This window comes from Micromonospora sp. M61, from assembly GCF_018070245.1.
Lineage (GTDB): Bacteria > Actinomycetota > Actinomycetes > Mycobacteriales > Micromonosporaceae > Micromonospora > Micromonospora zamorensis.
This window is the reverse complement of record NZ_JAGPYA010000005.1, coordinates 69218-87299: the sequence shown is the minus strand read 5'-3', so window position 1 is coordinate 87299 and position 18082 is coordinate 69218. Positions and strand designations below refer to the sequence as shown.

General features: G+C 70.5%; 20 protein-coding genes. 18 read left to right on the top strand and 2 right to left on the bottom strand.

Features of this window, described 5'->3' with window-relative positions; genetic code table 11:
* Positions 1-23: 23 nt before the first annotated feature.
* The 13 genes from KBX34_RS04620 to KBX34_RS04560 all read left to right on the top strand — a co-directional run bounded on the left by KBX34_RS04620 (position 24) and on the right by KBX34_RS04560 (position 11214).
* On the top strand, positions 24-686 hold the full coding sequence (locus KBX34_RS04620) for a DUF5701 family protein (protein WP_210923465.1): 663 nt from the start codon (positions 24-26) through the stop codon (positions 684-686).
* Between the two features lie 196 nt (positions 687-882).
* On the top strand, positions 883-1560 hold the full coding sequence (locus KBX34_RS04615; RefSeq protein ID WP_088950714.1) for a response regulator transcription factor: 678 nt from the start codon (positions 883-885) through the stop codon (positions 1558-1560).
* On the top strand, positions 1557-2639 hold the full coding sequence (locus tag KBX34_RS04610) for a cell wall metabolism sensor histidine kinase WalK (protein WP_210923544.1): 1083 nt from the start codon (positions 1557-1559) through the stop codon (positions 2637-2639). The genes KBX34_RS04615 and KBX34_RS04610 overlap by 4 nt, the downstream gene beginning before the upstream one ends.
* Positions 2636-4387 carry a DUF4153 domain-containing protein gene (locus tag KBX34_RS04605; RefSeq protein ID WP_210923462.1) on the top strand — a complete coding sequence of 584 codons (1752 nt, stop codon included), beginning with the start codon at positions 2636-2638 and terminating at the stop codon, positions 4385-4387. The genes KBX34_RS04610 and KBX34_RS04605 overlap by 4 nt, the downstream gene beginning before the upstream one ends.
* Positions 4388-4431: 44 nt before the next feature.
* Positions 4432-4845: a hypothetical protein gene (locus tag KBX34_RS04600; RefSeq protein WP_231927173.1), complete on the top strand. Its 414-nt coding sequence runs from the start codon at positions 4432-4434 to the stop codon at positions 4843-4845.
* A gap of 1 nt (position 4846) precedes the next feature.
* Complete coding sequence (locus tag KBX34_RS04595; protein WP_210791646.1) at positions 4847-6487, top strand: cation acetate symporter; 1641 nt, start codon at positions 4847-4849, stop codon at positions 6485-6487.
* A gap of 82 nt (positions 6488-6569) precedes the next feature.
* A complete protein-coding gene (locus tag KBX34_RS04590; RefSeq protein ID WP_210791648.1) occupies positions 6570-6983 on the top strand; it encodes a YbaB/EbfC family nucleoid-associated protein in 414 nt (137 codons plus the stop codon).
* 1 nt (position 6984) lies between these two features.
* Positions 6985-7305, top strand: a complete 321-nt coding sequence (locus KBX34_RS04585) for a hypothetical protein (protein WP_210791650.1) — start codon at positions 6985-6987, stop codon at positions 7303-7305.
* Between the two features lie 6 nt (positions 7306-7311).
* Positions 7312-7806: a hypothetical protein gene (locus KBX34_RS04580; protein WP_210923461.1), complete on the top strand. Its 495-nt coding sequence runs from the start codon at positions 7312-7314 to the stop codon at positions 7804-7806.
* A complete protein-coding gene (locus KBX34_RS04575) occupies positions 7799-8299 on the top strand; it encodes an EndoU domain-containing protein (protein ID WP_307871327.1) in 501 nt (166 codons plus the stop codon). Before KBX34_RS04580 ends, KBX34_RS04575 begins: the two co-directional genes overlap by 8 nt.
* The gene (locus KBX34_RS04570; protein ID WP_210791656.1) at positions 8296-8688 is read left to right on the top strand and encodes a hypothetical protein; all 393 of its coding nucleotides are present in this window, start codon (positions 8296-8298) and stop codon (positions 8686-8688) included. The genes KBX34_RS04575 and KBX34_RS04570 overlap by 4 nt, the downstream gene beginning before the upstream one ends.
* 82 nt (positions 8689-8770) lie before the next feature.
* A complete protein-coding gene (locus KBX34_RS04565; protein WP_088950716.1) occupies positions 8771-9535 on the top strand; it encodes an ABC transporter ATP-binding protein in 765 nt (254 codons plus the stop codon).
* On the top strand, positions 9520-11214 hold the full coding sequence (locus KBX34_RS04560; protein WP_210923459.1) for an ABC transporter permease: 1695 nt from the start codon (positions 9520-9522) through the stop codon (positions 11212-11214). Before KBX34_RS04565 ends, KBX34_RS04560 begins: the two co-directional genes overlap by 16 nt.
* On the opposite strand, the gene KBX34_RS04555 is transcribed toward KBX34_RS04560, so the two are convergent.
* Both KBX34_RS04555 and KBX34_RS04550 read right to left on the bottom strand, forming a co-directional pair.
* Entirely contained in the window at positions 11211-11417 is a 207-nt protein-coding gene (locus KBX34_RS04555; RefSeq protein ID WP_210791660.1) for a DUF397 domain-containing protein, read from the bottom strand. The genes KBX34_RS04560 and KBX34_RS04555 overlap by 4 nt on opposite strands.
* A complete protein-coding gene (locus tag KBX34_RS04550) occupies positions 11414-12199 on the bottom strand; it encodes a helix-turn-helix transcriptional regulator (RefSeq protein WP_210791662.1) in 786 nt (261 codons plus the stop codon). The genes KBX34_RS04555 and KBX34_RS04550 overlap by 4 nt, the downstream gene beginning before the upstream one ends.
* A 414-nt stretch (positions 12200-12613) precedes the next feature.
* On the opposite strand from KBX34_RS04550, the gene KBX34_RS04545 reads away from it, so the two are divergent.
* From KBX34_RS04545 to KBX34_RS04525, 5 genes are all read left to right on the top strand, one after another.
* Positions 12614-13366: a flavin reductase family protein gene (locus KBX34_RS04545; RefSeq protein WP_210923533.1), complete on the top strand. Its 753-nt coding sequence runs from the start codon at positions 12614-12616 to the stop codon at positions 13364-13366.
* A gap of 176 nt (positions 13367-13542) precedes the next feature.
* The gene (locus KBX34_RS04540; protein WP_088950720.1) at positions 13543-13908 is read left to right on the top strand and encodes a DUF485 domain-containing protein; all 366 of its coding nucleotides are present in this window, start codon (positions 13543-13545) and stop codon (positions 13906-13908) included.
* Positions 13886-15577 carry a cation acetate symporter gene (locus KBX34_RS04535; protein WP_210923457.1) on the top strand — a complete coding sequence of 564 codons (1692 nt, stop codon included), beginning with the start codon at positions 13886-13888 and terminating at the stop codon, positions 15575-15577. Before KBX34_RS04540 ends, KBX34_RS04535 begins: the two co-directional genes overlap by 23 nt.
* Positions 15578-15657: 80 nt before the next feature.
* A complete protein-coding gene (locus tag KBX34_RS04530; RefSeq protein ID WP_210923455.1) occupies positions 15658-16635 on the top strand; it encodes an NAD-dependent epimerase/dehydratase family protein in 978 nt (325 codons plus the stop codon).
* 76 nt (positions 16636-16711) lie between these two features.
* Positions 16712-17938, top strand: a complete 1227-nt coding sequence (locus KBX34_RS04525; protein ID WP_210923453.1) for an LCP family protein — start codon at positions 16712-16714, stop codon at positions 17936-17938.
* Positions 17939-18082: the final 144 nt, after the last annotated feature.

Genomic DNA, 18082 nt, shown 5'->3' with positions numbered 1-18082 from the left:
CCGTACGACTTCCGGAGGCTGCCGTGACTGATTCCCCGTTCGACGCCGAGACCGAGTTCGACCGTCAGGTCGACCGACTGGTCCAGCTCGGCTACCCCGACCTCGCCGGACTGCCCGAGCGCGCCTTCCGCGACCTGCTAGCGCCGCTGCGCGCGAGGGCGATCGAGGGTGCCGACGGGCTGTCCGCCCCCACCGACGCCCGGGTGCCCTTCCTGCTGGTCATCACCCGCGACCTCGTCGGCGTGCAGGAACGACTGGAGCTCACCACGCTGGCCGGCAAACGCAAGCCCGGCGTCCTGGACCGCCACTACGCCGAGGACGACCTGCCGCGCTTCGACCCGATCAAGGAGCTGGAGGTGCCGGCCGGACCGGCGTACCTGCTCTTCGACGTCGACCGGGGCGAGGAGTTCCGCAACCTGGCCCCGGCCACCGCCATGGAGGGGATCACCGCCCAGGGTCGGCTGCCGCTCACCATCGACGAAGGTCTGGCCTTCGTCACGCTGCACCCGGCCGCGCTGGCGAGCAACCGGTGCTTCTCGCTCGTCGGGTCCCGATGCGGCGACAAGCGGGTGCCTGCGCTCTGGATCAGCCAGGGCGCGCCGAAACTGGGCTGGTGCTGGTACGGCAACCCGCACACCTGGCTCGGCTCCGCCTCCGCCCGCCCGGAGCGCATCGGTCTGGAGTGACCGACGGCCGGTGCCACCAGGTCCGGCCTCGATCGACTCGGATTCCTGGAAGTCGGGGCGTCCGGCCCGCCCGGATGCCCCGACTTCCCGAATGTCCAGTCCACACGGCAGTTATCCACAGCCGTGAACCGTTCTCCACAGGTTATTCACAACGCCACCCACTGATCTCCACGGCGGCTCCCTACAGTCGAGACCCATGACGCAACGCCGGGTACTGGTGGTCGAGGACGAACGGACCATCGCCGAATCCATTGCTGCCCGCCTCCGCGCCGAGGGCTTCAGCGTGGAGATCGCGGCGGACGGGCCCAGCGCGGTCGAGCAGTTTCGCAGCGGCCAGCCGGACCTCGTCGTCCTGGACGTGATGCTGCCCGGCTTCGACGGCCTGGAGGTGTGCCGGCGGATCCAGGCCGACCGTGCGGTGCCGGTGCTGATGCTCACCGCCCGCGACGACGAGACGGACCTGTTGGTGGGGCTCGCGGTCGGTGCGGACGACTACCTAACCAAGCCTTTCTCGATGCGGGAGCTGGCCGCGCGGGTGCACGTCCTGCTGCGCCGGGTGGATCGGGCCGCCACCCCCGCGCCGCCAGCCATCCGCCTCGGCGACATCGAGATCAACGAGGCCGAGCGGCGGGTCCGCCGGGACGGCGCGGACGTGCACCTCACGCCGACGGAGTTCGACCTGCTGGTCCACCTCGCCGGGCGGCCCCGCACGGTGCTTCCCCGGGAACGGCTGCTCGCCGATGTCTGGGGATGGGTCGACGGGAGCGGCACCCGCACTGTGGACAGCCACATCAAGGCCCTACGCCGAAAGCTGGGCGCCGATCTCATCCGCACCGTGCACGGGGTCGGCTACGCGCTGGAGCTGCCGTCGTGACCGCCGCCCTGCCCACCCGCCTGGACCGGGTGCTGGAACTGCTGCCCCGCCCGCTGGATCCGGTGCGCTCGATCAAGCTGAAACTGGGCGTGCTGCTGGTCGTCTCCGGTGCGGCCGGCCTCGGGTACTTCTCGTACGGCATCGGCTGGCCACCACCGGTGACCTCGGCGACCGCCATCGCCGTCGCCCTACTCACCTCCCAGGTCCTCGCCCACGGGATGACGTCGCCGCTGCGGGAGATGACGGCGGCGGCCGGCGCGATGGCCCGGGGCGACTACACACGACGGATACGCGCCACCTCCCGCGACGAGGTCGGTGAGCTGGCCCAGGCGTTCAACAAGATGGCCGCCGACCTCCATGCCGCGGACCAGCGCCGGCGTGAGCTGATCGCCAACGTCTCACACGAGCTGCGTACGCCGATCACCGCGTTGCAGGGCGTGTTGGAGAACATGGTGGACGGGGTGGCCGATCCCGAGCCCGCGGCGCTGCGCTCGGCGCTGGCCCAGACCGAACGGCTCGGACACCTCGTCGCCGACCTGCTCGACCTGTCCCGCCTAGACGCCGGGGTGGTGCCGCTGCGGCGGGTGCGGATGGACGTGTGGGACTTCCTCGACGAGGCGGTGGAGCACGCGACGGCCAGCGCGTCCGGCGCCGGCATGGATGTGCACTTCGAGCTTCGCGAGTTGCTGACACCGCTGACGGTCAACGCGGACCCGTGGCGGTTGCACCAGGTGTTCGCGAACCTGCTCGACAACGCGGCGCGGCACAGCCCACCCGGCGGCGTCGTGCGGGTCAGCGCCGAGGAACACGGTGACCAGCTCCGGTTCGAGGTGAGCGACGAGGGCCAGGGCATTCCGGCGGACGAGCGTTCCCGGGTCTTCGAGCGGTTCACCCGCGGCGACCGGGCGGCCGGCGGCGGGACGGGTCTCGGTCTGGCGATCGCGCGATGGGTCGTCGAGTTGCACGGCGGCCAGATCCGGGTCCTCGATCCGGTCGGACCGCACCGGGGAGACCAGCCCGGCTGTCGCATCCAGGTCACCATCCCGATCGACGGGCCACACCGAAAAGAGGCCGCATGACCAGCCCTGGCAGCGTTCCCGTTCCGGCCACCGGGCCGACCGGAGCGCAGATCCCCCCACCCGGCAGACCCGGCACGGTTGCCCCGGCGGCCACCGGTCGGCCCCAACCGTGGCCGGTCACGCCGGCCCTGCCCAGGCCGCCGTCACTGATCGCGCGCCGCTGGCCAGGGCCGTCCGGCTCCGCCCGACCTCTGGTCCTGGCGGCCTTGGCGGCGGCGACCGTCGTCGGCGCGTCCACGCTCACGATGGTTCGTCCCGGTCTCGGCTGGCTGGTGGCCGCGCTGGCCGGCGCTGCCGCACTCGTCACCGCCACGCTGAACACCACCGCCCCGCCTTCGATTACGCCGACGAACACCCCCACGCCTGCGGCACCATCCGGGCCGACGAGCCCCGGAACGGTCGCCGCGACACCGACCGCCACGCCGGCTCCGCCAGCCGCGGCGACCACCGCCCGTCCCGGTGCCACGGGGGCACCGGGGCGGGCGGCACAGGTCGCCTGGGCTGCCGCGACGGTCGCGTTGGTCGCCGTCGGCACGGTCCGGGCCGCCGGCTGGCTCTTCGCCCTGTGCCTGCTCGCGGCCGCGGTGACCGGGACGCTCGCGGTGACCGGTGGGCGAAGCCCGCTCGGGATGCTGGTCGCCGCGACGCTGCCGCCCGCCGCGACGGTACGGGCGCTCCCCTGGGCGGTACGCGGGCTGCGGTTCGGGCAGTCGGCCACCTCGGGTATCGCGGTCGGGCGCATTCTGACCAGCCTGGCGATCTCGGCCGGCCTGCTGCTGCTGTTCGGTCTGCTCTTCTCCTCCGCCGACGCGGTATTCGAGAACCTGGTCACCGGCCTGCTGCCAGACGTCTCGTCGGTCGGAGTGTTCGGCTGGCTGGCGCGGCTGGCGCTGATCGGCGGAGCCCTGCTCGGTGGCGCGTTCCTGGTCAGCCGTCCACCCGATCTGGAGGGGCTGCGCCCGACACCACCCCGACCGGCTCACCGGTTGGAGTGGACCCTCCCGCTGGTGTTGCTGGTCGCCCTGTTCAGCGTGTTCGTGCTGGTCCAGCTGACGGTGTTGTTCGGCGGCGCGGGGCACGTCCTGCGCACGGCCGGGCTCACCTACGCCCAGTACGCCCGCGGCGGGTTCTGGCAGCTGCTCGCCGTCACCGCACTCACCCTGCTGGTGATCGCGATCGCCGCCCGCCGGGCACCGAAGGCCACCCGGGCGGACCGTCTGCTGGTGCGCGTCCTGCTCGGCACGCTCACCGGGCTCACCCTGGTGATCGTCGCCTCGGCGCTGTACCGGATGCAGGTCTATGCGGACGCCTACGGCGCCACCCGGCTTCGGCTCGTGGTGGCGACCATCGAACTCTGGCTCGGGCTGCTCTTCGTGCTGGTCGGGGTGGCGGTGGTGCGGTTGCGGGCCGACTGGCTGCCCCGGTTGGTGATCGGCACGGCGGTGCTGGCCCTGCTCGGACTGGCTCTGGTGAACCCGGACCGGTTGATCGCCGACCGGAACGTCGACCGGTACCTGCAGACCGGCAGGCTGGACGTCACCTACCTGTCCGGGCTGTCGGCGGACGCCGTACCGGCACTGGCCCGGCTGCCCGAGCCGATGCGCGTCTGCGCGCTGGGGCAGATCGCCGCCGAGCTGCCCTCGGACGGCCTGTGGGGGACGAACCTCGGCCGGGATCGGGCGCGGCGTGAACTCAGCAACATCCCGCTGACCGCGCGGGCCGACTGCAACGGTGGCCGGTCCTGGTGACCGGAGCGGCTTGACAATCCCGCGCGGCGGGTGAGACTGCCGGGGTGGCCAAGCAACTCCCTGACGTGGGGTCGGGCGGTGCGGTACCGCCGCCCCGGCGGGCTCGGATCGTGCTGGCCGAGATCACACGGCAGGACACCCGCGCCGAACGGACCCGCGCCGAGCTGGCCCAGCAGACCCAGGTCGGTGAGGCGCTGGTCCGCGGCCTGGTCCGGGCCCAACTCGCGCTGGCGTTGCGGCTCTCACTGGTGGTGGTCATCGGGTTGGGTGGGCTGCCGTGGCTGTTCGCCATCGCGCCGTCGCTGGGCCGGACCACCATCGCCGGCGTCAACCTGCCGTGGCTGCTGCTCGGGGTCGCCTCCTTCCCGTTCCTGATCGGGGTGGGCTGGGCGTACGTGCGGCTGGCCGAGCGCAACGAGCAGGACTTCAGCGACCTGGTGCAGCGGCCGGAGCGCTGAGGTGAGCAACGATTTTGTGGTTCCGGCCATCGTGGCGGTCACCCTGGTCACCGTCGGGATCGGCTTCTACGGGCTGCGGCTGGCCCGGACCACGTCGGACTTCCTGGTCGCGTCGCGGGCAATCAGCCCAACGTGGAACGCCGCCGCGATCGGCGGGGAGTACCTGTCGGCGGCGAGCTTCCTGGGCATCGCCGGCCTGGTCCTCAAGGACGGCGTGGACGTGCTCTGGTACCCGGTGGGGTTCGCCGCCGGCTACCTCGCCCTGCTGCTCTTCGTGGCGGCACCGCTGCGCCGCTCCGGCGCGTTCACCCTGCCCGACTTCTGCGAGCTGCGGCTGGGGTCCCGCCGGCTGCGCATCCTGGCCACCGCCTTCGTGATCTTCATCGGTTGGCTGTACCTGGTGCCGCAGCTCCAGGGCGCCGGGCTGACGCTGGCAACGGTGGCCGGCTCCCCGTACCCGGTGGGCGCCCTGCTGGTGGCCGCCGTGGTTACCGCGAACGTGGCGCTAGGTGGGATGCGGGCGATCACCTTCGTGCAGGCGTTCCAGTACTGGCTCAAGCTGACCGCGCTCGCCGTACCGGTGATCTTCCTGGCGTTGCAGTGGCAGGCCGACGGTCGCCCGGCGGTGACCCCGCCCGACGGGCCGACGTTCCGGGTCGCGACCACCGTCGTGGTCGAGCACCGCGCGACCCTCACCCTGCCCGACGGCGAGATCCGGGAGGTACGCCCCGGCGACGAGCTGACCTTCGCCGCCGGCGACCCGGTGCCGGACGTGTCCGGGGTGGCCGCCGACGCCAGCGACTGGTTGCTGCCCAGCGCCGCGGGTGACGACGACCGAGGGCTCTTCGGGACGTACTCGCTGATCCTTGCCACGTTCCTGGGCACCATGGGCCTGCCGCACGTGCTGGTCCGCTTCTACACCAACCCCGACGGCGCGGCGGCCCGCCGGACCACCCTGGTCGTGCTGGCCCTGGTCGGCGCCTTCTATCTGCTGCCCACCCTGTACGGGGTGCTCGGCCGGATCTACACCCCGCAGTTGCTGGTCAGCGGGCAGACCGACGCGGTGGTGGTGCTGCTGCCCGGCGCGGCCCTCGGCGACGGGACGGTCGGGCGGCTGCTCACCGCGCTGGTCTCGGCGGGCGCGTTCGCGGCCTTCCTCTCCACGTCGTCCGGGCTGCTGACCAGCGTCGCCGGGGTGATCTCGACGGATGTGCTCGGCCGAGGCTCGGTACGCGGCTTCCGTCTGGCCACGGTGATCGCCGGAGCGGTGCCGACGGTGCTGGCGCTGCACGTCTCCGGGCTGGACGTGTCGCAGGTGGTCGGGCTGGCCTTCGCGGTCGCCGCGTCGAGCTTCTGTCCGCTGCTGGTGCTCGGCATCTGGTGGCGTGGCCTGACCGACCTTGGCGCCGCCGCCGGTGTGCTGGTCGGCGGCGGGGCGGCGATCGGCGCGGTGCTGGTCACCGTGCTCGGCCCGCCGCTGTCCGGCTGGCCGGCCACGCTCACCACCCAGCCGGCCGCCTGGACGGTGCCGTTGGCCTTCACCGTGATGGTCGCGGTGTCGATGGCGACCCGCCGCCGGGCGCCGGCCGACGTCGCCGCCACCATGCTCCGCCTGCACACCCCGGAAGCCCTCCGGATGTAAAGCGCCGGAGACGGTGGGCGCCGGAGACGGGGGCCGAGGTCGAGGGCTGAAGCGGGAGCCGACAACTCACTACACTGCGCTCGTGACGTACCCCTCGGATCTGAACAGATCGATTTCCGAGCTGCTGTCGACGCTCGGTCGCAATGACGCTGGCAGCGCTGCCGAGGCGGCGCCGGTCGTGCAGGGCGTGGGTGAGGCGGCCGACGGGATGGTCCGGGTGGTGGCGCTCCCCGGTGGACAGATCGAGTCGGTCTGGATCGACCCCCGCTTGATGCGCTCTGCTTCGGAGACCCTGGCCGAGCACGTCCGGGAGGCGACAAACGCTGCTCTGACGGACCTCCGCTCGGCAGTGGCCGCCGTCGCGGTCGCGCCGGACACCACGGCGTTGCTGGAGCAACTGCGCGAGGTGCAGCGCAGCGCTGTGCCGCAGTTGCAGGGCATCATCGACACCCTCGGCGACGTCCAGGATCGGCTCTCTTCCGGTAGGCGGCCCTGACATGGCCCGGGTTGTGAACCCGGACGGGCTGCGCGATGCCGGCACCAACCTGCAGGACATCTCCGACCGTTTCCTCACTGAGCTGCGGGCATTCATGGCCGACCTGCAGGGGTTCGGCGCGCCCTGGGGAGGCGACGACATCGGCAGCCTGATCGGTGCGGCCTGCGAGGAGGTGACCGCGTACGCCGCCCAGTGCTTCGAGTCCGCAATCGAGGAGCTCGGCGTGGTCGGCGTCGACCTCAACCGGATGGCGCATCTGATCGACGAGGACGAGCGGGCTGTCGCGGAGCGCCTAGCCGGGCTCGGTCAGCAGTTGGGATGAGCTGACATGGGACTGCAACTGCCGGGTGAGCTGGTCACCTTCCTCAGCATGATCGGTTACGACTGGCCGCAGGCGGACGAGACGGCCCTGGTCGAGATGGGGCAGCGCTGGCTCGCCTTCAGCGGCACACTGCAGACCCTGACGGCGGAGGCGGGGCAGGCAGCCCAGCCGGTCGGAACCGGCAACGCCGGTGCCGACATCGAGGCCTTCCAGCGGTACTGGACCGAGCAGGACGGCCCGGTGCAGGTGTTGCAGGACGGGGCGCTCGCGGCCACCCTGGCCGGCACCGGGCTCATGGTCGTCGCGGCCATCGTGCTGGCCTTGAAGATCCAGGTCATCGTGCAGCTGGTGATCCTGGGCATCCAGATCGCGCAGGCGGTGGCGACCGCGGTCGCGACGTTCGGGGCCACCCTCGCGGAGATCCCGATCTTCCAGGTGATCACCCGGGAGATCGTCGGTCTGCTGATCGACGAGGTGATGGGCGCACTCCTCGATGGGTAAGCGCGCCCGGGGGAAATTCATCCGCGCCGCCCTGTCCCACCTGCGCAAACAACGGGCGCGAGCGCGTCGCGGGCAACGGTCCGGCATGACGCCGGAACGGCTCCGGCACACGCTGCTGGGCGAGCGGGACGGTCGAGCCTCCGGTTGGCACCACCGACCAGGTGGCATCGATCCACCCGGCGCGAAGCTGATCAAGGTGACGAAGCGGGACAATCGCACCGGTGTCTACAACGGCAGGGTTGCGATGTTGAACCGACGAAACGGTGAGTGGCGGGAGAAGCGCGGCGGGAGCACCTTCTTCCCCGACCACTGGACACCCCAGGACGTCGACAACGCGATCACCCGGGGGTTCCACTCCCCCGACGTCGTGAAGGACCCAGAGACTGGACGCTGGTCGGGCAAGTTCAACGGTGTCCACCTGAAAGGCTTCTACGATCCGGAGACCGATACCCTCGCCCACGGTTTCCCGACTCTTCCTGGAGGCACTCCTTGAGCATCGAGTTCCACTGGTCGCAGGAGCGCATCGCGGAATACCACTCCACTGACCGGCGGCTCGCCTGCCTGGGGATGTGGTTGACCGACGACATCCAGAGCGTGCACGAGCTCTGCCTCGATCTGTTGGCCGACCTGGAGGACATCGCAGCCGGGCGGAAGGAGACCGAGAGTTGGGAGGGCAACGCCTGGGCTGCCGAACTCAGCGCAGAGGGCGTCGATCTGCAGAACCTCTGGCGTGACGTGCTCAACGCCCACTATCCGCTCGCGGAGACCCGCCGGGTGGTGGCGCAGTACTGGCGGTTGCTCGCCGAGGACCCGGACCGCACACGTGCGGTGGCCGAGTGGGAGCGCGAGAACGGTCGCCAGCACCCTTATCCGGCGCTCTGAGGGGCCTGTCCACCTCGGGGATGATCTCGGGTCCGCCCGTCGCGGGACGACAGAGCTGGCGATCGGCGGATAACGTCGGCGCATGACTGTTGAGCACCCCGCGCTCGCACTGCGTGGCCTGGCCAAGCGGTTCGACGGCACGATCGCGGTGGCCGGCGTCGACCTGGACGTCCCCGCCGGCTCCTTCTACGGCCTTCTCGGCCCGAACGGCGCCGGCAAGACGACGACCCTGTCGATGGCGGTCGGGCTGTTACGCCCGGACGCCGGCTCGGCCCGGGTGCTCGGGCAGGACGTCTGGCAGGACCCGGTGGCCGCCAAGCGGCTGCTCGGCGTGATGCCCGACGGTGTGCGCCTGTTCGACCGGCTGACCGGGGCGGAGCTGCTGGCGTACAACGGTTTGTTGCGGGGGATGGACCCGGCGGTGGTCGACCAGCGGGCCGCGGAGCTGCTGGACGTGCTGGCGCTCGGCGACGCCGGTCGGACGCTGGTGGTGGACTACTCGGCGGGGATGAAGAAGAAGATCGGCCTGGCCTGCGCGCTGCTGCACGGCCCTCGGGTGCTGGTGTTGGACGAGCCGTTCGAGGCGGTCGACCCGGTCTCCGCCGCGCTGATCCGGGACATCCTCACCAGGTACGCGGCCGGCGGCGGCACCGTGGTCTTCTCCAGTCACGTGATGGAGGTCGTCGAACGGCTCTGCTCGCACGTGGCGATCCTGGCCAGCGGCACCATCAAGCGGGTCGGGACGATCGGCGAGGTCCGTGGTGACCGCTCGCTGGAGCAGGTCTTCGTCGAGGTGGTCGGCGGGCGCACCGCGACGGGTGAGGAGCTGTCGTGGCTGTCCCGGTGAGCACGGACGCCGCGCCCGTACGCACGGTCTCCGCCCGGCACTTCGTACGGCTCAAGCTACGCGTGATGGGCAACAACTTCCGCGGCCAGGGCTGGCGGATCGCGATGTTCATCGGTGGCGTGTTCCTCGGCCTCTGGTTCGCCGCCAGCGGCTTCTTCCTCTTTGCCCTGCCCGGCCTGACGGGCGATGGGCAGTACGCGGTGCTGGTCGCGGCGGCGGGCGGTGGCCTGCTGGTGCTTGGTTGGCTGCTCCTGCCGCTGGTCTTCTTCGGTGTGGACGAGACACTGGACCCGGCCCGGTTCGCGCTGCTGCCGCTGCCCCGCCGCACTCTGGTGACCGGCCTGTTCGCGGCGGCTCTGGTGAGCGTGCCGGTGCTGGCGGTGCTGATCGCGTCGTTCGGGTTGGTGCTCACCGCCTGGTCGTTGGGCGGTTGGTCGGCGGGGCTGGTGGCGGTGGTCGGTGTGATCGCCGGGCTGCTGCTCTGCGTGGCCGCCAGCCGGGCGGTGACGAGCGCCTTCGCGACCATGTTGCGGTCTCGTCGGGTCCGCGACCTGGCGGCCGTGCTGCTGGCGGTGACTGCCGCGCTGCTCGGTCCGTTGCAGGTGTTCGGTCTCGCCGCGCTGCGGGAGGCCGACTGGACCCGGTTGACCGGTGTGGCGACCGTGATCGGTTGGACGCCGTTCGGCGCGCCGTGGACCGCCGGCATCGACGTAGCCCAGGGGCGGGTGTGGGCGGCCCCGGTCAAGTTGCTGATCACGGTGGTGGCGCTCGGCGCCCTGCTGGCGTGGTGGTCGCGGTCGCTGGAGTCGGCGATGGTGGGTGCGGCGAGCGCCGGTAAGGCTCCGGTGCGGGCCGGGGTCACCGGCGGCGCGGTCGCCCAACTTTTCCCCCGGGTCGCCACCTGGGCCGGCCGGGACCGGTTCGGTGCCCTGGTCGCCCGGGAGGCCCGCTACTGGTGGCGGGACGCCCGCCGCCGGGCCAACCTGATCACGATCGCGGTGGTCGGCATCTTCGTGCCCGTGATGATCAACCTGGGTGGCGCGGGTTTCGTGGCCGGGGACGGGCCCGATTCGACGACGAGTGCCGCCAACAGCTCACCGGTCCTGGTCACCATCTCCATGCTCTTCGTGGGTGTGGTCGCCGCGGTCACCCTGGCCAACCAGTTCGGCTTCGACGGCAGCGCGTACGCCGTGAACGTGGTGGCCGGGGTGCCCGGTCGGGTCGAGCTGGGCGCACGGATGACGGCCTTCTCGCTGTACGTCCTGCCGATGCTGGCGTTCGTCGCGGTGGTGCTGTCGATCGTGCTCGGCCGGCCAGGTTGGATCGGGCTCACCATCGGCGGCCTGGTCGCCACCTACGGTGCCGGGCTGGCGGTGAACAGCCTGGTGTCGGTGCTCGGGGCGTACTCGCTGCCGGAGACGAGCAACCCGTTCGCGATGAACAGCGGCGCGGGTATGGCGAAGGGGCTGCTCACCCTGCTGGCGATGCTCGCCTCGGCGGTCGCCGCGGTGCCGATGGTGGTGGCCGCTGCGCTGCTCGGTGACGCGTGGCTCTGGCTGGCCCTGCCGGTGGGTGCGGCGTACGGGCTGGGGGCGGCGCTGCTGGGCGCGTACCTGGCCGGTGACGTCCTGGACCGACGCCAACCGGAGCTGCTGGCCACGGTCACCCCACGCCGTTAGCCGGTCTGCCGGCTGGGGGCCAGGGCAGCGTCGGCGACGAAGCCACGCCAAGCGGCCGGAGCGAAGGTGAGGGTCGGGCCCGACCGGTCCTTGCTGTCCCGAACCAGCACGACGCCGGGCAGATTGTCCGCCACCTCGACGCAATTGCCGCCGGAGTCGGTCGACCGAGTGGAGGTGCGCCAATGTGGTTCGTTGAGCGTCATGGTGTCACCTTCAGCTTCCGGATCAGATCCATTGAGGCGCTTGTGGAGAGTGCTTCGCCGAGGAGGCTATCCCATTTGCGATCAATCAATCGGAGTATCTCCGGGTCGTCAATAACGTGTCCGCGAGCGGCATTCTCCAGGTAGAGCACCCTGTCCCCGTCTGGCAGATCGGCGAACACGAAGCCGCCCCCAAAGCCGACATGCTCCCCGACGCTCAGTGGGATGACGTGCAACCGGACGAACGGCAGGTCGGCCACCTCAAGCAATCGGCCAAGCTGGGCATCGAGCACGACCGGGCCGCCCACCGGCCGGTAAAGGCCCGTCTCGTCCACCAGGAAAACGCAATACGGCGGCATACTCCGGGACAGCAGCAGTTGGCGTTCCAACCGAACCGCAACAAGCTCGTCGACCACAGCCGGCGGATGCAGTCCACCGGCCGAGATGACAGCGCGGGCGTATTCCTCGGTCTGGAGAAGACCGGGCACGAGGCATGCCTCGAAGGCACGTAGGCGCGTCGCCTGCTGCTCGTATCCGCGCCACGGGACGAACCAGGATGGACCGCGCTCCTGGTCGGCAGCCTTGAGGAGTTCGGCGAGGAGGCCGCCGGTGGCGAGGGCCTCGTCGGCGGCGACCGCGAATTCCATTGTCGGCCGACGCCGCCCGGTCTCGATGGCGGCCACCGTGGACGGACTCCACTTGGTCAGCGAGGCCAGAGCCTCCTGGGACACCTCGGCACCGGCTCGGGCGGCCTTCAACGCCCGTACCCACATCTCGACGTTCATCCTTACCTCTCCGGTAAGTACGTGACCCCGCTGCGTAGTAAGCCCTGGCATCCTCCCCTCTCCGCGCCCCTCGGTCCAGGGTGGATGACACGCGGCCCGGCCGGTGGAGGCGATGTCCCGGCGTCCGGTCCTGCGATCGGGCCGCCCTGGTCATCCCCCCGATCGGGGCGGCCCTCGTCGACCGGGAGGAGATCAGCCATGTTCGGGTTCGTCCGTGGCAGGAACGGGGCGCGGCGCCGTCCGGATGCGTCGTGCCACCGGCGCGGCCGCCCGCGCCAAGTGCTCGTGGCCAAGATCCGCACAACATCAGGGTTGTTGGTGCCTCCCGCGTGTCGGAGGCAGCAACATCCGGGAAGTTGCTCGGATCTTGGAGCGTGACGTGGAGCGTCACCGGTGAGCCGCCCGCACCTGCCGATGCGGCCGCTGTGGCGGTGTCGGGGCTGCGGCGCGCTCTGGCCGTGCCAGCCGGCGCGGCTGGCGCTGCTCGCCGAGTACCGGCACGACCGTGTGGGGCTGCTGGTCTACCTGGGCTCGGCGATGGCGGAGGCGGGCGATCAACTCGCCCGCCTCAATGGGCGCCCCGCCGACCTGCACGAGCGCTTCCTTGGTTGGGCGAGGGTCCGGGGCGGCACAATGTTTCACGTGAATCATGAGCCGGGCGCCGAGATCCATTCCACCGACCCGTTCGCGGTGCCGAGCGGGCAGCGATCGCCGGTGCGTCGACTGCGCGGCCGGCTCGCCGCGCCGGTGACCCTCTGGACGGCCCCCGGCCCGGCCGGGCTCACGGTGTCGTCCACCCTGGTCGCCGAGGGGGAGCCGGACCGGCTGGTCGGGCTGATCGACGCGGAGTCCGACTTCTGGGCGGCAGCCGAGGAGGCGGGCCGGTTCGCTGTCACGCCGCTCGGCCCGCCGCACCGGCAGCTCGCCGACCGGTTCGCCGGCCTGTTCCCCTCTCCGGGTGGGCTCTTCGCCGCGGACACGTGGATCGAGACGCCCTACGGGCCGGTGCCGGCGGACGCGGGCGGTTGGGCCGCCTGCCGGCTGGACACCGCCCGGGAGTACGGCTGGGGCCTTTTGGTGGAGGCCACCATCGAGGCTGTCGACCTGGCCGATGAGGCCGCTCCGCTGCTGCACTATCGCGGTCGGTACCACGAGCTGCCGAGCTGAACGGGCGACCCCCGGGGACCGACCGGTCACCGGGGTGATCTGAGTCACTCGGCGCAGCCAGGCAACCGCTCGGCGCACTCGACGACCGACGTCGATCTCGGCCTTCCCCGTCGGGGAGCGCGCTCTTTACGGTGCGCGAAACTCCCTCTGACGCCTGTGAAGGTGGTGATCCACAGATGTCCACGGACACACCCGCTCCGGCTGCTTCCCAGTCGGACAAGTACCTGGCCGTACAACGGTCGGACGAGTTCGCCGGGCTGCGGCGTGCGCTGCGCGGCTTCGTCTTCCCGATGACCGTCGCGTTCTTCCTGTGGTATGCGCTCTACGTCATTCTCTCCGCGTACGCCCGGGACTTCATGGGCACGAAGCTGTTCGGCAGCAACATCAACGTCGCGCTGGTCTTCGGCCTGCTCCAGTTCGTCTCCACGTTCCTGATCGCCTGGCTCTACTCCCGGTACGCGGACCGGAAGATCGACCCCATCGCCGACCGGATCCGCGCCGAGATCGGGGAGGTGACCCGTGAAGACGGTTCACGCGGTTGAGACGTTCCTCGCGGCTGAGGCGGGCAATCACACCGCCCGCAACCTGACCATCACGCTGTTCCTGGTCTTCGTGGCGGTGACCCTGGCCATCACGATCTGGGCCAGCCGGCAGACGAAGACGGCAACCGACTTCTACGCGGGCGGCCGGTCCTTCTCCGGTTTCCAGAACGGCATGGCGATCGGCGGCGACTACATGTCGGCCGCGTCGTTCCTCGGCATCGCCGGCATCATCGCGCTCTACGGCTACGACGGCTTCCTCTACTCGATCGGCTTCCTGGTCGCCTGGCTGGTGGCCCTCCTGCTGGTCGCGGAGCTGCTGCGTAACTCGGGCCGGTACACGATGGCCGACGTGCTGGCCTTCCGGATGCGCCAGCGTCCGGTGCGTACGGCGGCGGCGGTCTCCACCATCACGGTGTCGATCTTCTATCTGCTCGCGCAGATGGTGGGTGCCGGCGCGCTGGTCGCGCTGCTGCTCGGCATCAAGCCGGGGACGACCTTCCTCGGCATGGACGCGTCCACCGCGAAGATCGCCACCATCATCATGGTCGGCGCTCTGATGATCATCTACGTCACCGTGGGTGGTATGAAGGGCACCACCTACGTGCAGATCGTCAAGGCGTTCCTGCTCATGGGCGGCGCGCTGCTGATGACGATCCTGGTGCTGGCGAAGTTCAACTTCAACCTGTCGGCGCTCCTGGGCCAGGCCGCCGAGGCGTCCGGCAAGGGCAGCGCGTTCCTCGAACCCGGGTTGCGGTACGGGGTCGAGGTCGCCGGCAACTCGACGCAGACCTTCTACAACAAGGTGGACCTGCTGTCGCTGGGTATCGCCCTGGTGCTCGGCACCGCCGGCCTGCCGCACATCCTGATCCGCTTCTACACGGTGCCGACTGCGAAGGCGGCCCGTAAGAGCGTGCTCTGGGCGATCGGCATCATCGGCACCTTCTACCTGCTCACCCTGGCCCTCGGCTTCGGTGCGGCGGCGTTGGTGGGCAGCGCGGCGATCACCGCGCAGGACAAGGCCGGCAACACCGCGGCGCCCCAGCTGGCCGAAGCGCTCGGAATCGACTTCTTCGGCGGCGAACTGGGTGGTGCGGCACTGCTGGCGATCATCGCGGCGGTCGCCTTCGCGACCATCCTGGCGGTGGTCGCCGGGTTGACGTTGGCCTCGTCGTCCAGCCTGGCGCACGACTTCTACGCCAACGTCATCAAGCGGGGTGAGACGTCGGAGCGGCAGGAGGTACGCGTCGCCCGCATCTCCGCCCTGGTGATCGGCGCGGTGTCGATCGCCCTGTCGATCTACGCACAGAACCTCAACGTGGCGTTCCTGGTGGCGCTGGCCTTCGCGGTCGCCGCCTCGGGCAACCTGCCGGCGATCCTCTACAGCCTCTTCTGGCGGCGGTTCAACACCTCCGGCGCGGTGTGGGCGATCTACGGCGGTCTGATCTCGGCCGTGCTGCTGGTGTTCTTCTCGCCGGTGGTCTCCGGCGCGGCGACGTCGATGTTCCCGGACCACGACTGGCAGTGGTTCCCGCTGTCCAACCCGGGCATCCTCTCCATCCCGTTCGGTTTCCTGTGCGGGTGGATCGGCACCGTCATCTCCAAGGAGCACGACGAGGACAAGTACGCGGAGCTGGAGGTGCGGGCCCTCACGGGCTCCGGCGCCCACTGATCCGAGAGCTCGTCACGAGAGGCCCCCTGTGCTCAACAGGGGGTCTCTTCGTGCAAATGGGGGTCGGTAGGCTGACCGGCATGAAGGTTGCTGAGCGCTTCGGTTCCGGTCACCGCGTTCTCGTCACCGGCGGCGCCGGTTTCGTCCCGTCGCACCTGGTGGATTCCCTGATCGCCCGGGGCTGCACGGTGGTGGCGCTGGACAACTTCGTGACCGGCTCCAAGGAGAACGTCGCCCACCTGCTGGACCGGCCCACCTTCACGCTCGTCGAGGCGGACCTCTCCGACGGCCTGCAGACCGACCACCCGGCGCTGGCCGAGCGGTTCGACGCGATCCTGCACATGGCCTCGCCGGCCAGCCCCACCGACTTCGCCCAACTGCCGGTGGAGATCCTCCGGGTCGGCTCGGTGGGCACCCTGCACCTGCTGGAGCGCGCGGTCGCCGACGGCGCCCGGTTCCTGATGGCCTCCACCTCCGAGGCGTACGGGGACCCGAAGGAGCACCCGCAGCGCGAGACCTACTGGGGCAACGTCAACCCGATCGGGATCCGCAGCGTCTACGACGAGGCCAAGCGCTTCTCCGAGGCCGCGACGATGGCGTACCACCGCTACCGCGGGCTCGACGGGGCGATCGTCCGGATCTTCAACACGTACGGTCCGCGGATGCGCCCGGACGACGGCCGCGCCATCCCCACGTTCATCTCCCAGGCGCTGCGCGGCGAGCCGATCACCGTGCACGGCACCGGCAACCAGACCCGGTCAATCTGCTTCGTCGAGGACCTGGTGCGGGGCATCCTGCTGCTGCTCGACTCGACCGAGACGGGCCCGGTCAACTGCGGCACCGAGCACGAGCTGACCATGCGGCAACTCGCCGAGTTGATCGTGTCGCTCTCCGACAGCAGCTCCGAGGTGACCTTCGTCACCCGCAGCTCGGACGACCCGGAGATGCGCCGCCCCGATCTCACGCTCGCCCGTGAACTGCTCGGATACGAGCCGACGGTCGCGCCCGAAGATGGCCTGCGACGCACGATTGAGCACTTCCGGGCACGGCTAGGGTAACCAGTTCACCGCGTACCGCCTGCCGCTGAGTGTCGCCTGAAGGCGGCGGTGGCTCCCGCTACGTACCCTGAGTTACATGTCCGCGACTTCGTCTGCCGGCGTCCCGCATCCGTACCTGCACCGCAGCGCCGGGCGCGCGTCGGTGCCCGGCCCCGATCGGGGCGCCTCCGGGCGTGCCCGTCCGACCGAGGCGCGCTTCTACCCGTCGTACGACGAGGAGGAGCCCAGGCCCGGCGGCCCGACGGGGCCACGCGGGCCCGGCGGCCCGGGTGGTGCCGGCGGGTCCGGGCGGCGTGGCCCGCGACCGCGCTGGGGTCGGATCGCCCTGGTGGCCGGGGTCGCGGTGCTGGTGCTGGCGTTGCTCGGCAGCGTGGGGGCCTGGTTCTACGCCCGCAACCTCAACAACGACCTGGCCCGCACCGACCCGTTCGCGGAGATCACCGGTGGCCGGCCGGTCAAGGCCGTCGACGGCGCGCTGAACATCCTGCTGGTCGGCAGCGACTCACGGGACCCGGACGCGCCTGTCGACACCAGGAGTGAGTGGCGCGCCGACACGGTCATCGTGATGCACATCCCGGCCGACCACCAGGAGGCCTACCTGGTCTCTATTCCGCGTGACCTCTACGTGCCGATCCCGGAGAGCGCCGGCGCGGACTGCGACTCCGGTGAGCGCGCGAAGATCAACGCGGCGTTCGCGTTCGGCGGGCTGCCGCTGGCGGTACGCACCGTGGAGTGCTTCACCGACGTGCGGATCGACCATGTGATGGCGATCGACTTCGGCGGGTTCAAGGAGGTCACCGACGCCCTCGGCGGGGTGGACCTGAAGGTGGAGCGGACGGTCACCTCGATCCACAAGCCGTACCGGACGTTCACCAAGGGCACCAACCACATGGACGGCGCGGAGGCTCTGGACTGGATCCGGCAGCGTAAGCAGTTCCCGGATGGGGACTTCGCCCGGATGCGGCACCAGCAGGAGTTCCTTCGGGCGCTGATGGACAAGGCGGCGAGCAGCGGCACGCTGGCGAACCCGAAGAAGCTCAACGATTTCCTCCAGTCGGTGACCGCGGCCGTAACCGTTGACCAGGGTTTCTCGGTTACAGACATGGCGCTGCAGTTCCGCAACCTGCGCGGCCAGAACCTCACCTTTGTGACCAGCCCGAACTCGGGCAGCGAGACGAGAAACGGCGAGTCGGTGGTCGTCTCGGACCGGGAGAAGGCGCTTGCCATGTACAAGGCCATGTCGGCGGACACCATGGCGGACTGGGTCAAGGCCAACCCGCCGAAGGGCAACGCCGGCGGCTGACCGAGGCGGGCACCCCGCTGCCGACGGCCCGCCGGCGAACCCGCCGTTCGGGTCATCGAGTGGCGACGATCGACTGAATCCGGGAAGATCGACATCCGATTGATCCGAGATGAACTCGCCAAGTCGTTTTCATGTCCGTACAGT